The 14,494-nt window shown below is 43.4% G+C and carries 12 protein-coding genes and 2 rRNA genes; 13 read left to right on the top strand and 1 reads right to left on the bottom strand.

All coding sequences use genetic code 11. The features are described 5' to 3' along the window. Positions 1-70: 70 nt before the first annotated feature. The 5 genes from rplU to O1D97_RS12840 all read left to right on the top strand — a co-directional run bounded on the left by rplU (position 71) and on the right by O1D97_RS12840 (position 3,526). Entirely contained in the window at positions 71-379 is a 309-nt protein-coding gene (gene rplU, locus O1D97_RS12860; RefSeq protein WP_269126141.1) for a 50S ribosomal protein L21, read from the top strand. Between the two features lie 33 nt (positions 380-412). Continuing rightward, entirely contained in the window at positions 413-670 is a 258-nt protein-coding gene (gene rpmA, locus O1D97_RS12855) for a 50S ribosomal protein L27 (protein WP_191601927.1), read from the top strand. 109 nt (positions 671-779) lie between these two features. Continuing rightward, the gene (cgtA, locus tag O1D97_RS12850; RefSeq protein WP_269126139.1) at positions 780-1,973 is read left to right on the top strand and encodes an Obg family GTPase CgtA; all 1,194 of its coding nucleotides are present in this window, start codon (positions 780-782) and stop codon (positions 1,971-1,973) included. A gap of 40 nt (positions 1,974-2,013) precedes the next feature. Continuing rightward, on the top strand, positions 2,014-3,138 hold the full coding sequence (gene proB / locus O1D97_RS12845; RefSeq protein ID WP_269126137.1) for a glutamate 5-kinase: 1,125 nt from the start codon (positions 2,014-2,016) through the stop codon (positions 3,136-3,138). Positions 3,139-3,166: 28 nt separating this feature from the next. After that, on the top strand, positions 3,167-3,526 hold the full coding sequence (locus O1D97_RS12840; RefSeq protein WP_269126136.1) for a diacylglycerol kinase: 360 nt from the start codon (positions 3,167-3,169) through the stop codon (positions 3,524-3,526). An 84-nt stretch (positions 3,527-3,610) separates the two neighbouring features. On the opposite strand, the gene rpsT is transcribed toward O1D97_RS12840, so the two are convergent. Further along, positions 3,611-3,874: a 30S ribosomal protein S20 gene (rpsT, locus tag O1D97_RS12835; RefSeq protein WP_191601930.1), complete on the bottom strand. Its 264-nt coding sequence runs from the start codon at positions 3,872-3,874 to the stop codon at positions 3,611-3,613. Between the two features lie 223 nt (positions 3,875-4,097). Between rpsT and murJ the strand changes: the two genes are divergently transcribed. From murJ to O1D97_RS12795, 8 genes are all read left to right on the top strand, one after another. Next, positions 4,098-5,660, top strand: coding sequence for a murein biosynthesis integral membrane protein MurJ (gene murJ / locus O1D97_RS12830; RefSeq protein WP_269126133.1), 1,563 nt, complete (start codon positions 4,098-4,100; stop codon positions 5,658-5,660). An 85-nt stretch (positions 5,661-5,745) separates the two neighbouring features. Further along, positions 5,746-6,675: a bifunctional riboflavin kinase/FAD synthetase gene (gene ribF / locus O1D97_RS12825; protein WP_269126131.1), complete on the top strand. Its 930-nt coding sequence runs from the start codon at positions 5,746-5,748 to the stop codon at positions 6,673-6,675. Positions 6,676-6,706: 31 nt separating this feature from the next. Further along, entirely contained in the window at positions 6,707-9,529 is a 2,823-nt protein-coding gene (ileS, locus tag O1D97_RS12820; RefSeq protein ID WP_269126129.1) for an isoleucine--tRNA ligase, read from the top strand. Positions 9,530-9,537: 8 nt separating this feature from the next. Beyond that, the gene (gene lspA, locus O1D97_RS12815; protein ID WP_346433185.1) at positions 9,538-10,029 is read left to right on the top strand and encodes a signal peptidase II; all 492 of its coding nucleotides are present in this window, start codon (positions 9,538-9,540) and stop codon (positions 10,027-10,029) included. A 1-nt stretch (position 10,030) separates the two neighbouring features. Further along, a complete protein-coding gene (locus tag O1D97_RS12810) occupies positions 10,031-10,462 on the top strand; it encodes an FKBP-type peptidyl-prolyl cis-trans isomerase (RefSeq protein ID WP_269126125.1) in 432 nt (143 codons plus the stop codon). Next, the gene (gene ispH / locus O1D97_RS12805; protein ID WP_269126123.1) at positions 10,459-11,409 is read left to right on the top strand and encodes a 4-hydroxy-3-methylbut-2-enyl diphosphate reductase; all 951 of its coding nucleotides are present in this window, start codon (positions 10,459-10,461) and stop codon (positions 11,407-11,409) included. The genes O1D97_RS12810 and ispH overlap by 4 nt, the downstream gene beginning before the upstream one ends. A 463-nt stretch (positions 11,410-11,872) precedes the next feature. Beyond that, positions 11,873-13,410 (top strand): 16S ribosomal RNA (locus O1D97_RS12800). Between the two features lie 393 nt (positions 13,411-13,803). Then, a 23S ribosomal RNA gene (locus tag O1D97_RS12795) occupies positions 13,804-14,494 on the top strand; the annotation flags it as partial.

Raw genomic sequence — 14,494 nt, 5'->3', positions numbered from 1 at the left:
ACTGGTGTTGGGCCACTAGAAGTAGGTCAAATTATCCTAGTAGCCGGATAAATCTTATTGGAGAGAATACATGTTTGCAGTTATTAAAACTGGTGGTAAACAATACCGCGTTCAAGAAGGCCAAGTCCTTAAAATTGAAAAATTGAATGTTGAAGCAGGTAACGCTGTTGATTTCAACGATGTATTGCTAGTTAGCAATGGCGACGACGTAAAAGTTGGCGCTCCAGTTGTTGATGGTGCATTAGTAACAGCAGAAGTTGTTTCTCATGGCCGTGGCGATAAAGTTAAGATCCTTAAGTTCCGTCGTCGTAAGCATTCGATGAAGCGTATGGGTCACCGTCAATGGTTCACAGAAGTTAAAATTACTGCTATCAAATAAGCGTAATTGATTCAATATTAAGGGGTGTAAATTATGGCTCATAAGAAAGCCGGTGGTAGTACTCGTAACGGTCGCGACTCCGAGTCGAAACGATTAGGTGTCAAGCGTTTTGGTGGTCAAGTTGTTATCCCAGGTAACATCTTAGTTCGTCAACGTGGTACACAGTTCCATCCAGGTGAAGGCGTTCGTTGTGGTAAAGACCACACATTGTTCGCTGTTGCTGAAGGTCAAGTTAAGTTTGAAGTTAAAGGTAAATTTAAGCGTCGTACAGTTTCTGTAGTTGCTGCTTAATTCTCTTTGAATTCAGAAAAGAGCTCCGCAGCGGCGGGGCTTTTTTTTGGAAAAATTCTATAGACTAGGTAATACTAGTCATTTGTTATACACCTAAGAGGGTGACTCTGTGAAATTCGTTGATGAAGCCAGTATCTATGTTCGAGCAGGCAAGGGCGGTAATGGCTGTTTAAGTTTTTGGCGCGAAAAATTTGTTGCAAAAGGCGGCCCAGATGGCGGTGATGGCGGTGATGGCGGAAGTGTCATTTTACAAGCAGATGCCGCACTGAACACGCTAATCGATTATCGTTATACACGTAGCTATCAAGCCGAGACTGGTGAAGGTGGTAAAGGGCGTGATATGACTGGTTCGAAGGGCGAGGACTTGATATTAACTGTCCCTGTTGGTACGACTGTTATTGACGAAGATACAGGGGAGACCTTAGGTGATCTGACTCGTGATGGTGAGCAGCTGAAAGTGGCTCAAGGTGGTGATAAAGGTTTGGGTAATACTCGTTTTAAGTCGAGTACCAATAGAGCACCTAGACAGACAACTAAAGGCACCGAAGGTGAGGAGCGCTCATTGAAATTGGAAATGAAGCTACTTGCTGATGTCGGTTTGTTAGGTTTACCTAACGCGGGTAAATCTACTTTTATTCGCTCGGTGTCTTCGGCGAAGCCAAAAGTGGCTGATTACCCATTTACTACTCTAGTGCCAAATTTGGGTGTGGTAAAAGTTAAGAAGCATCAGAGCTTTGTTATTGCTGATATACCAGGAATTATAGAAGGTGCAGCGGACGGTGCTGGTTTAGGTATTCGCTTTTTGAAGCATTTGGTTCGTAATCGTATTTTATTGCATTTAGTAGACTTGGCTCCTTGGGATGATGTTACTCCGGCTCAAGCGGCAAAAATTGCAGTTAATGAATTGCATCAATTTAGTCCAACGCTAGGTGGGCGTGAGCGCTGGTTAGTATTGAATAAAATTGACATGGTGCCCTCTGATGAGCTGGAAGAGCGTTGTCAATCAGTCATTGACGCTTTGGGTTGGGAAGGTCCGACATATCGAGTAGCGGCTATTTCTGGAGAGGGGACTCAGGTTCTTTGTTTGGATTTGATGACTGCCTTAGATGAAAGGCGTTTATTGCTAAAAGAAAGCCCAGAAGCTCGTGAAGCGGAAGAGGAAATGCGTCGTCAGATTGACGAAGAAGGTCGTGATCGTATTCAGTCCTATCGTGCCGCGAAAAGAGCGGAAGCGAGAGGTGATGATGGAGATGATGATTATGATGACGACGATTATGATGTAGAAGTAGAATACGTTAAATAGTGTTTTTTTGTCTGAATGAGAAAGTGAGAAAACCAACACCATGGAAATGCGAGAGAAAATAGCAAAAGCTCAGAGAGTTGTCGTGAAGATAGGGAGTGCTTTACTGACAAATGATGGACAGGGCTTAGATGTAGAGAGTATAGCGAAATGGGTGGAGCAGATTGCTCGTTTACGTGAATCAGGGAAGGAGGTGGTGTTGGTGTCATCGGGTTCTATTGCAGCAGGTATGACTCGTTTAGGTTTTTCCTCTCGTCCTAAGCAGGTGAATGAGTTGCAGGCCGCGGCAGCGTTAGGGCAAATGAAGTTGATTGGTCTATATGAGTCTTATTTTGTCAATCATGGATTGTATACGGCGCAAATTTTATTGACCAATGATGATTTGTCCAATCGCCGCCGTTACCTTAATGCTCGCTCCACATTGAGAACCTTGTTGTCTTTTGGTGTTGTTCCTATTGTGAATGAAAATGACACCGTAGTGACGGATGAAATTCGTTTTGGAGACAACGATACTTTAGGGGCGTTAGTTGCTAACTTGGTGGAAGCGGATGTGCTTATTATTCTGACTGATCAATTAGGACTATATGACAAAAATCCTAGAAACCATGATGATGCTCAATTGATCCCCCGTGCATTTGCTTCCGATGATCGTTTAGAAGCGATGGCGAGTGGTGGTGCGGGTGCGCTTGGTAGTGGTGGTATGTTGACTAAGATTCGCGCGGCTAGATTGGCAGCCCGTTCTGGGGCGGATACCGTTATTGTTTCTGGTCGAGAAAATGAGGTGATTTCTCGTGTAGTGGCGGGTGAGGCTATGGGAACTTGGTTGCAGCCAGAGCATGGTCGATTAGCCGCACGTAAACAGTGGTTGGCTGGACACTTAAAGAGTCGAGGGTCGCTTGTCTTGGATGATGGTGCTGTTAAGGCGTTACGCTCTGGGGGGAAAAGTCTTTTGCCTGTGGGAGTGCTTGATGCGGAAGGTGCTTTTTCGCGAGGTGATATGGTTCGATGTACTGATGAGCGAGGTCTGCTTGTTGCCAGGGGCTTGGTTAACTACGGTGTGGCAGAGGCGTTAAAGTTGATGGGGCATGCATCTTCAGAGATAGGGTCTATCTTGGGTTATGAAGGTGAGCCTGAGTTGATTCATTGTGATGATTTGGTGATAGTGTAAGTGTTATTTCATCTGAGGGTTGTAGTGTATGGCTAAGCCAGGTAAATCAGGAATGGCTAGAATATTGGCAGCGATGAAGTATTCTCATCAAGGTTTGATGGCTCAGTGGAAGTATGAGGCGGCATTTCGTCAAGAGGTGGTATTGTTTATTGTGGCTGTGCCATTGGCTTTTTGGTTGGGAGAATCTCGATTAGAGCAGGCGTTTATGATTTTTTCAGTTGCGTTGATTGTTGTTGTCGAAACATTAAACTCAAGTGTTGAGGCTGTGGTCGATCGTATTAGTAATGAGCATCATGAATTATCTGGGCGAGCAAAAGATCTTGGTTCGGCAGCGGTAATGCTGTCTCTGTTTTTAGCTGCGTTTGTTTGGGGAATGTTGCTGTTTTAGGTTTGAAGAAGAATGATGTGTTTGGCTGATGCCAAGTATTAGTCATAAAAAAACCGGCTGAGGCCGGTTTTTTTTGCGTTCAAATTAAGCGATTGCTTTGATTTGAGCGTTTAGGCGGCTCTTATGACGAGCTGCTTTGTTTTTGTGATAAAGGCCTTTAGTAGTCGCTTTATCCAATTTAGAAGTTGCTACAACATAAGCTGCTTGAGCTTCTTCTTTGTTACCTGCTTCGATAGCTGCATCTACTTTTTTCAAGTAAGTGCGCACCATTGAGCGTAGGCCACCATTGTGAGCGCGACGTTTGATCGCCTGGCGCGCACGTTTTTTTGAACCGGCGGAATTTGCCACGGTTGGCTCCTTAAATTCGAAAATGAAACGATACAACACTGCGTTGTTTCGTGAAATCAATGTCAAGTGTAACTTGAAAATCTCGCGGCAAATTTTACCAGCTTTTGATCACACCACAACCCCAAACGGTGAATTATTCGAACAATCAGAGGCGTTTTTTCTTATTCTAGTAGGATAATGGGTGTTATTCTTTCGATTTTACAAAAGTAAGCGAGCTTTTTTCATGCGGCATGAGTCAAAATCGATAAAGAAACCGTCTTTCTCATTATTGCGGTCTGGTGTCATTGTTTCTATTTGTACTTTTTTATCTCGGATTCTTGGTCTAGTGAGGGATGCCTCTTTGGCCTTTGTGTTGGGGGCGAGTGGTGGTGCTGATGCGTTTTATGTGGCATTCAAAATCCCTAACTTCTTTCGTCGCTTATTTGCGGAAGGCGCTTTCTCCCAAGCATTTGTTCCTGTCTTGAGTGATTATAAAGTGAATAAAAGCTATGAAGAAGTGCGGGGCTTAGTTGCGGCGGTAACGGGATCTTTAGGGTTGATTCTTTTGCTGATGACGGTCTTTTTCATGTTAGGGGCTCCTTGGATGATTAAGCTTTTTGCTCCAGGATTTTCTGAGAATGAATCTCAAATGGTTTTGGGTGCCGAGTTACTTACAATTACATTCCCTTATTTAATGTTTATTTCTTTAACGGCTCTAGCTGCCGGTATTTTGAATAGTCATGGGGAGTATGCCGTTCCCGCTATAACGCCAATTTTTTTGAATTTGTCGTTAATTGTTGCGACTTTGGTCTTTGCTGTAGAGGCCAGTGAAAAGGAAATTATTATTGCTTGGGGCGTTTTTTTCGCAGGAATTATTCAGCTGTTATTTCAAGTGCCTTTCCTTGCTAAATTGAAGTTGCTACCAATGCCTAGCGTGGGTTTCTCCCATCCTGGAGTGAGGCGCATTTTAACCCTTATGTTGCCCGCTTTGTTTGGGGTGTCTGTAAGTCAAATTAATTTGCTTTTAGATACAGTACTGGCTTCATTTTTAGAAACTGGCAGCATTACCTGGCTGTATTTATCTGACCGTTTATATGAGCTACCTCTTGGTGTATTTGCTATTGCGATTAGTACGGTTGTATTGCCATCTTTGTCTCGCAGTTTTTCTGGAGGAGAGGACGGGAAATTTATAAAAACATTAGATTGGGGGATGCAGATTATCTTTTTCATTGCTTTGCCGTCCTCGCTGGCTTTGTTTTTATTAGCTGAACCTCTGATAGCCACTATTTTTTTTCGCGGATTGTTGACCGTTAATGATGTTTCGATGGCATCCCAAAGTTTGCAAGCTTATTCGTTGGGTTTGCTATTTATGATGTCGATTAAGGTTTTGGCGCCAGGGTATTATGCTCGCCAAGATACTAAAACGCCGGTGAGGATTGGAATAATTGCAATGGTAGCTAATATGGTGCTTAACCTTATTTTAGTAGGGCCGTTCGGTCACGTAGGTTTAGCGTTAGCAACATCCATAGCCTCTGCTTTAAATGCTTTTTTACTTTGGAAAGGGCTGTCTAAGGCGGGATATTATCAATTTTCAATCGCTTGGTTGAAAATGCTAAGGGTGTCTGCCGCTGGTTTATTTTGTCTTGGGCTAGGACTTTTTTGGGTTCATCAACAGGGGCTGATTTGGACTTCATTGGCCGACCTAGAAAGGGTGATGTATCTGTTGGTTGTGGTTGTTGGAGGTGTGATTACTTATACTGCAGGCGCATTTAGTCTTGGGTTTCGCCTGAAAATGCTGAGACTCTAGCTTTGCAGCCTACCGTATAAAGTGGAACTGCTATATAATCCCAGTATTTTTCGGTAGAAAATAATTTTAGCTTAGATGGGGCTCTATGGAGTTAATTAGAGGTATTCATAATATACGGTTACACCACCAAAAGTGTGTCTTAACAATTGGCAATTTTGATGGTGTTCACCGTGGACATCAAGCTATTTTGTCACGAGTTAGATTTTTGGCATGTAAGTATAAGGTGCCTTCTTGCATTATGATCTTTGAGCCTCAGCCGCGGGAGTTTTTTTCGTCAGAAAAAGCCCCTGGTAGAATCTCACGATTAAGGGATAAAGTAAGACTCTTAGAGGGCCAGGGCATCGATTATGTATTAATCATGCCTTTCAATAAAAAATTGCAACAATTAACCGCACAATCATTTTGTCGCTCAATTTTAACGGATGGATTAAAAGTTCGGCACCTGGTCGTCGGGGATGATTTTCGTTTTGGGTGTGACCGACAAGGCGATTTCAACTATCTAAATCAGTTCGGAATGGAGCATGGTTTTGTTGTGGAAAATACAATGTCTGTGGTTACTCGAAACCAAGAGCGTGTTAGTAGCTCTTTAATAAGGGAATTGCTGCAAAAGGGGGATATAGATCAAGCTGAGGCGGCATTAGGCCATCCTGTAGAGTTGTCTGGACGGGTTGTACATGGTAAGCAATTGGGAAGAACATTAGGCTTTCCAACGGCCAATGTGCATTTGAAAATGACAAAACCAGCTCTAAATGGTGTCTATGCAGTCGTGTTTGTTCATAATGGTATCGAATACCCATCTGTAGCGAATATAGGAACACGACCAACGGTTAATGGTGTGTTAACCATTTTAGAGGTCAATATATTTGATTTTAATGGCGACTTGTATGATGAGTACGTCAAAGTTCGATTCTGCGAGTTTATACGAGAAGAGCGTAAAATGTCTGGTCTAGAAGAGCTAGAGAGTCAAATTCAATTAGATAAAGAAAAAGCACAACATTATTTTATTAATCAGTGAACGATGATCTTTGAGGATAAATCGAAAAACCATGAGTGATTATAAACCAACACTGAACTTGCCAGAAACGAGCTTCCCTATGAGAGGGGATCTGGCAAAACGTGAGCCTGTTATGCTAAAACATTGGCAGGACATTGATCTATACAGCAAAATCCGTGAAGTGAGTAAAGGTCGAACGCCATTTATTTTGCACGATGGTCCTCCGTATGCAAATGGCGATATTCATATTGGTCACGCAGTAAATAAAATCCTCAAAGATATTATTGTGAAATCAAAAACCGTTAGTGGTTTTGATGCCCCTTATATACCAGGGTGGGACTGTCATGGCTTACCTATTGAGCATAAAGTTGAGCAACTAATAGGGAAGGCTGGAACTAAGGTTTCTTATAAAGACTTTCGTGCTAAATGTCGAGAATATGCGTTAACTCAAGTAGCGGGTCAGAAGAAAGATTTTATTCGTCTAGGTATTTCTGGTGATTGGGAAAACCCCTACCTAACGATGAATTTCAAAACTGAAGCTAATATTGTGCGTGCTCTTGGTAAAATCGCTGAAAATGGACATTTAGTTAAAGGTTTTAAACCTGTTTATTGGAGTGTGGTTGGTGGATCGGCTTTAGCAGAAGCGGAAGTTGAATATCAAGACAAAACATCGCTTTCTTTAGATGTACGTTATGCGGCAGTCAACCAAGAAGAAATGCTTGCGAAGTTTGATGCGGTGCAAGGTGGAGGTCCTGTCGCTGTTGTTATTTGGACAACAACTCCTTGGACATTACCAGCCAGTCAAGCGGTATCTGTACATGCTGAGTTTAACTATGCTCTTGTTGAATTAGATGTCGGTGCTGGCAAAGAGCGTTTGGTTGTAGCTGAAGATATGGTTGAATCTATTATGTCTCGCTACGATGTCGCCGATTATAAGTTAGTGGGTCGCTGTGTTGGCGCCGATTTAAATGGTCTTCAATTACAGCATCCATTCCTAGAAAAACACTTACCTATTATCTTAGGTGAGCATGTTACTACGGATGCAGGTACTGGTGCGGTTCATACAGCGCCAGATCATGGTGTAGACGACTTTAATGTTGGCCGTGAAAATGGTTTGGGTACGTTAAACCTTGTTCAAGATAATGGGGTTTACAGTGATGCGGCGGGCGAGTTTGCTGGACAACATGTTTATAAAGTCGACGCCTCAATTTTGGCGGCTCTAGAGAAGCATCAAACACTGGTTAAACAAGATAAAATCTTCCATAGCTATCCTCATTGCTGGAGAACGAAAACACCTTTGATCTATCGTGCTACCCCTCAGTGGTTTATTAGCATGACAGAAAAAGGCTTGTTAGATGCCGCAAAGCATGCTGTTGAAGGTGTGAAATGGGTGCCTAGCTGGGGTAAAAATCGCATGGAAGGGATGTTAAACAACAGCCCTGACTGGTGTGTCTCCCGTCAGCGCACGTGGGGTGTACCAATAGCCTTGTTCATTAACAAAGAAACTCAAGAGCTTCATCCTGAAACGCCTCGCTTGATTGAAGAAGTGGCGAAGCGTATAGAGGTTGAAGGTATTGATGCGTGGTTTGATCTAGATGCCGCCGATTTATTGGGTGATGAATCCGAAAAATACAGTAAGGTGACTGACACGCTGGATGTGTGGTTTGATTCTGGCGTCACACATTATTCTGTTATTGATCAACGAGAAGAGTTAAGTTTTCCTGCTGACCTTTATTTAGAAGGATCGGATCAACATCGTGGTTGGTTTCAGTCTTCATTAAAAACATCCATTGCCATTCGTGGAGTGCCTCCATATAAGCAAGTGCTTACTCATGGTTTCACTGTTGATGGTGATGGTCGTAAAATGTCGAAGTCCTTGGGTAACGTATTATCTCCACAAAAGGTAATGGATACATTGGGGGCTGACATCATTCGTTTATGGGTGGCCGCAACAGACTACACTACAGAAATGACAGTGTCTGATGAAATTCTAAAACGGGTGGCGGATTCATATCGTCGAATTCGTAATACGGCTCGTTTTATGTTGTCTAACCTTAATGGTTTTGACCCAGCATTACATACAGTTGCTCCTGAGAATATGATTGCTTTGGATCGTTGGATTGTAGATAAAGCGGCAAAATTGCAGAAAGAGTTGGATACGGCTTACAACGAATATCAGTTCCACGCAGTGAACCAGAAAATTCAGAATTTCTGTTCTGTAGAGCTTGGTGGTTTTTATCTTGATATTGTAAAAGATCGTCAATATACAACTCAAGAAAATAGCTTGGCGCGTCGTTCAGCTCAAACTGCTCTGTATCATATTGTAGAAGCGTTCACTCGCTGGATTGCACCTGTATTAAGTTTTACCGCTGATGAACTTTGGCAGTCATTACCAGGAGAAAGAGGAGAGTCTGTCTTCCTTGAAACTTGGTATGAAGGTTTAACTGAATTGCCGGAAGATGCTGAGTACGGTAATGCATTCTGGTCAACTATTCAGTTGGCAAAAGAGTCGGTTAATAAAGTGCTTGAGCAAAGTCGTAGTGAAGGCAAGATTAAGGCATCACTAGGGACTGAGTTAGGCCTCTATTGTGACGGATCTCTTCATGATACGTTAGAGTCTTTATCTGATGAATTACGTTTTATACTTATTGCATCTAAAGTGACTGTATTACCTTTATCCGAAGCCCCTGATAATTCAGTATCTACTGAATTGGATGGCCTAAAAGTGACCGTAACATTAAGTGAGAATGCTAAATGTGTTCGTTGCTGGCATCACCGAGAAGAAGTAGGTACACGTGAAGCGCACCCTGAGTTGTGTGATCGCTGTATTTCTAATCTCCCTGATGGAGAAGGTGAGAGTCGCCTTTACGCATAATGATTTCAATGAGTGCGTTTAAACAAGTTCAGCGCTGGTGGGCGCTGGCTTGTATTATTATTATTTTGGATTGGCTTACTAAGCAGTGGGCTAATACAAGCTTATTTTATGGGCAAGAAATTCCTCTCTTGCCTTTTTTTGATCTAACTTTACGGTACAACACGGGAGCCGCTTTTAGCTTTTTAGCTCAGGAAGGAGGTTGGCAACGTTGGTTTTTTACTGTTATTGCTCTAGCCGTGAGCGTTGGTATTAGTTGGCGTTTGTTGAAAATTGGCAATGCTAACCCTTGGGAATCCTTATCACTATCGTTAATACTTGGTGGGGCTCTAGGTAATTTATATGATCGTTTAGCCTATGGTCATGTGATTGATTTTATCCAGCTTCATTGGCAGCAGTCTTGGTATTTTCCCGCATTCAATATAGCAGACAGCGCTATATCGATAGGTGTTGTTGTAATGTTGTTAGAAGGCTTTTTCAATAAAAAAGCAGTGAGTGATTAGCATGAACAGTATTACAGAAAAAAGTAGCATTACATTGCATTTCGAATTGTCATTGAATGACGGTCAGATTATTGATTCAACCTTTGATAAAGCGCCAGCGCAATTTAATTATGGGGATGGTAGTTTATTGCCATCTTTTGAAGAAATGCTATTGGGATTAGAGCCGGGACAAGAAGCCACATTTAATATGTCGCCAGAAAACGCCTTTGGAATGAGAAACCCAAATAATATCCAAAACATGCCTCGCAGTCAGTTCTCGATTGATATAGAAGAAGGGATGATTGTTTCTTTTGCCGATGTGGGAAAAAACGAACTTCCTGGGGTGATATCTAACATAGGGGAAAACGAAGTCGAAGTAGACTTTAATCATCCTTTATCAGGGCGTGACCTTGTGTTTAGAGTGCAAGTGATAGCTGTAGGAGTAATTGAATGAGCTTCTTGATTCAGCTTGCTAATCCTAGGGGGTTCTGTGCTGGTGTTGATAGAGCTATTGAGATAGTAAATCGTTGCTTGGATTTATTTGAAGCTCCTATCTATGTACGCCATGAAGTTGTTCATAATAAGTTTGTCGTAGAAACATTAAAGTCTCGAGGCGCTGTCTTTGTTGAAGAGCTAGATCAGGTGCCAGACAATAATATTGTTATTTTCAGTGCTCATGGGGTTTCTCAAGCGGTTCGATCTGAAGCCGAGCGTCGTGGGTTAAAAGTTTTTGATGCGACCTGTCCTTTAGTTACAAAAGTACATCTTGAAGTTGTACGCTTTTCAAGGGATGGAATGGAGTGTGTGTTAATCGGCCATGATGGTCACCCTGAAGTAGAGGGAACTATGGGGCAGTACGACTCAAGCAATGGCGGCGCTATCTATTTAGTAGAAAGTCCGGATGATGTATCAAAGTTGAAAGTTAAGAACCCTGATGCATTGGCTTTTGTGACTCAGACTACGTTGTCAATGGATGATACATCAGTGGTTATCGATGCGCTAAGAAGTGAGTTCCCTAATATACAGGGTCCAAAAAAAGACGACATCTGCTATGCGACGCAAAACCGACAAGATGCAGTAAAAACACTAGCACAAGATTCGGAGTTGGTTTTGGTTGTTGGCTCTATTAATAGTTCTAACTCTAATAGGCTAAAAGAGTTGGCGGAAAGAATGGGTTCAACCGCCTATTTAATCGATAATGCTGAAGAAATACAGGTGGATTGGTTGAATGATGTTAACAGTGTTGGGGTAACTGCGGGAGCTTCAGCGCCAGAGGTCTTGGTTAATCAGGTAATTGAGCGATTAAGGCAAGAAGGTGGTGAGCCTCCTTCAGAGTTAGCCGGTAGAGAAGAAAATGTGTCTTTTTCTATGCCAAAAGAGCTGAAAGTGATTAACCTATAAAATGATCTACTTTTTTTGTGTATATATTAGAGTGCTGGGTTTGTTTGTATGATTTTTGTTCGCTTATTGCTTTTCTATGTGTAAAAAATAATCAAAAAAGCTTCTTTATCATTTTAATTACCCTTTTTTACAATAAATACCAAAAAAAGGTTGCACTAAATCTGTAGATCCTTAATATACGCCCTCGCTGACACGGACAACCACTCAGAACAACGAGTAAGCGTCCAACAAGAAAAACAACACAGTTTGTTCTTCTTGTCTTATTTTAGTTAGCACGCTCTTTAAAATAGTTAATCAGATAATTTGTGTGGGCGCTCGCTGGAGACTTCGAAAATATTTTGAAGTCTTACGAGAGTCCAAACACTTTCAATTCGTTCATGTTTGTTTGATTTATCAAACAAACATGTAAGTTTAGTTAGAGTTAAATTTGAGTAAGCAAGCTGATTTATCAGCAAAAGATCTTAAACTGAAGAGTTTGATCATGGCTCAGATTGAACGCTGGCGGCAGGCTTAACACATGCAAGTCGAGCGGAAACGATGTAGCTTGCTACAGGCGTCGAGCGGCGGACGGGTGAGTAACGCGTAGGAATCTGCCTAGTAGTGGGGGACAACATGTGGAAACGCATGCTAATACCGCATAATCCCTACGGGGGAAAGGAGGGGATCTTCGGACCTTTCGCTATTAGATGAGCCTGCGTGAGATTAGCTAGTTGGTAGGGTAAAGGCCTACCAAGGCGACGATCTCTAGCTGGTCTGAGAGGATGACCAGCCACACTGGGACTGAGACACGGCCCAGACTCCTACGGGAGGCAGCAGTGGGGAATATTGGACAATGGGCGCAAGCCTGATCCAGCCATGCCGCGTGTGTGAAGAAGGCCTTAGGGTTGTAAAGCACTTTCAGAGGGGAGGAAAGGTAATTGATTAATACTCGATTGCTGTGACGTTACCCTCAGAAGAAGCACCGGCTAACTCTGTGCCAGCAGCCGCGGTAATACAGAGGGTGCAAGCGTTAATCGGAATTACTGGGCGTAAAGCGCGCGTAGGTGGTTTGTTAAGTCGGATGTGAAAGCCCAGGGCTCAACCTTGGAATGGCACCCGATACTGGCAGGCTAGAGTACGATAGAGGAGTGTGGAATTTCCTGTGTAGCGGTGAAATGCGTAGATATAGGAAGGAACATCAGTGGCGAAGGCGACACTCTGGATTGATACTGACACTGAGGTGCGAAAGCGTGGGGAGCAAACAGGATTAGATACCCTGGTAGTCCACGCCGTAAACGATGTCTACTAGCCGTTGGGTTGTAATGACTTAGTGGCGAAGCTAACGCGATAAGTAGACCGCCTGGGGAGTACGGCCGCAAGGTTAAAACTCAAATGAATTGACGGGGGCCCGCACAAGCGGTGGAGCATGTGGTTTAATTCGACGCAACGCGAAGAACCTTACCTACTCTTGACATCCAGTGAATCCGAAAGAGATTTTGGAGTGCCTTCGGGAACACTGAGACAGGTGCTGCATGGCTGTCGTCAGCTCGTGTTGTGAAATGTTGGGTTAAGTCCCGTAACGAGCGCAACCCTTATCCTTATTTGCCAGCACTTCGGGTGGGAACTTTAAGGAGACTGCCGGTGACAAACCGGAGGAAGGTGGGGACGACGTCAAGTCATCATGGCCCTTACGAGTAGGGCTACACACGTGCTACAATGGCGCATACAGAGGGCTGCGAACTAGCGATAGTAAGCGAATCCCACAAAGTGCGTCGTAGTCCGGATTGGAGTCTGCAACTCGACTCCATGAAGTCGGAATCGCTAGTAATCGTGAATCAGAATGTCACGGTGAATACGTTCCCGGGCCTTGTACACACCGCCCGTCACACCATGGGAGTTGATTGCTCCAGAAGTAGCTAGCTTAACCTTTCGAGGAGGGCGGTTACCACGGAGTGGTCAATGACTGGGGTGAAGTCGTAACAAGGTAGCCCTAGGGGAACCTGGGGCTGGATCACCTCCTTAAACGATACGAAGCTCTGGTGAGCGTTCACACAAATTATCTGATGACTACTTTATAGCAGCAATTGTTCTAGGATAGAGTCCTAAGCAAGGGGTTGATGAAAGCGATTATGTGATGACCAGTCATCATAATGTTCGCGTTATTCATGAATGTCTGACTTAGTGCTTTGCACTAAACTTGCTCTTTAACAATGTGACTTTTTGAAATAGACGATAATCAAGCGTCAAACCGGTGGAAAGCATCTTTCTCTTTATTGAGAATAACCTGGATGACTTTCTAAATCGTAAAATCCAGTGATGACACAAAAGCATCGTTGGTATGTGATCTGAGTGTTGTTTTGATACTGACTTTTCTTTTAGAAAAGTGAGGGATTAAAAAACTACTTTGGGTTATATGGTCAAGTGACCAAGCGTGCACGGTGGATGCCTTGGCAGTCAGAGGCGATGAAGGACGTGGTAATCTGCGATAAGGTTCGGGGAGTTGATAAACAAACTTTGATCCGAACATTTCCGAATGGGGAAACCCACCCGCTTGCGGGTATCATTAAGTGAATACATAGCTTAATGAGGCGAACTCGGGGAACTGAAACATCTAAGTACCCGAAGGAAAAGAAATCAACCGAGATTCCCTAAGTAGCGGCGAGCGAAAGGGGATTAGCCCTTAAGTTGATTTGGTGTTAGTAGAACAAGCTGGAAAGCTTGGCCGTAGAGAGTGAAAGCCTCGTATACGAAAACACCTTTTCAATGAAAACGAGTAGGACGGGACACGTGGTATCCTGTCTGAACATGGGGGGACCATCCTCCAAGGCTAAATACTCCTGACTGACCGATAGTGTACCAGTACCGTGAGGGAAAGGCGAAAAGAACCCCGGCGAGGGGAGTGAAATAGAACCTGAAACCGTGTACGTACAAGCAGTGGGAGCGGACTTAGTTCCGTGACTGCGTACCTTTTGTATAATGGGTCAACGACTTATTTTCAGTAGCAAGGTTAACCATTTAGGGGAGCCGTAGAGAAATCGAGTCTTAATAGGGCGTTTAGTTGCTGGGAATAGACCCGAAACCGGGCGATCTATCCATGAGCAGGTTG

Source organism: Marinomonas phaeophyticola (assembly GCF_026966905.1).
Lineage (GTDB): Bacteria > Pseudomonadota > Gammaproteobacteria > Pseudomonadales > Marinomonadaceae > Marinomonas > Marinomonas phaeophyticola.
The sequence above is the reverse complement of the archived record's forward strand: the minus strand, read 5'-3'. Positions and strand labels throughout refer to the sequence as shown.

Coding starts and splice junctions, on each gene's coding strand:
- rplU (WP_269126141.1), top strand. CDS start 71: ATGTTTGCAGTTATTAAAACTGGTGGTAAACAATACCGCGTTCAAGAA.
- rpmA (WP_191601927.1), top strand. CDS start 413: ATGGCTCATAAGAAAGCCGGTGGTAGTACTCGTAACGGTCGCGACTCC.
- proB (WP_269126137.1), top strand. CDS start 2,014: ATGGAAATGCGAGAGAAAATAGCAAAAGCTCAGAGAGTTGTCGTGAAG.
- O1D97_RS12840 (WP_269126136.1), top strand. CDS start 3,167: ATGGCTAAGCCAGGTAAATCAGGAATGGCTAGAATATTGGCAGCGATG.
- murJ (WP_269126133.1), top strand. CDS start 4,098: ATGCGGCATGAGTCAAAATCGATAAAGAAACCGTCTTTCTCATTATTG.
- ribF (WP_269126131.1), top strand. CDS start 5,746: ATGGAGTTAATTAGAGGTATTCATAATATACGGTTACACCACCAAAAG.
- ileS (WP_269126129.1), top strand. CDS start 6,707: ATGAGTGATTATAAACCAACACTGAACTTGCCAGAAACGAGCTTCCCT.
- lspA (WP_346433185.1), top strand. CDS start 9,538: ATGAGTGCGTTTAAACAAGTTCAGCGCTGGTGGGCGCTGGCTTGTATT.
- O1D97_RS12810 (WP_269126125.1), top strand. CDS start 10,031: ATGAACAGTATTACAGAAAAAAGTAGCATTACATTGCATTTCGAATTG.
- ispH (WP_269126123.1), top strand. CDS start 10,459: ATGAGCTTCTTGATTCAGCTTGCTAATCCTAGGGGGTTCTGTGCTGGT.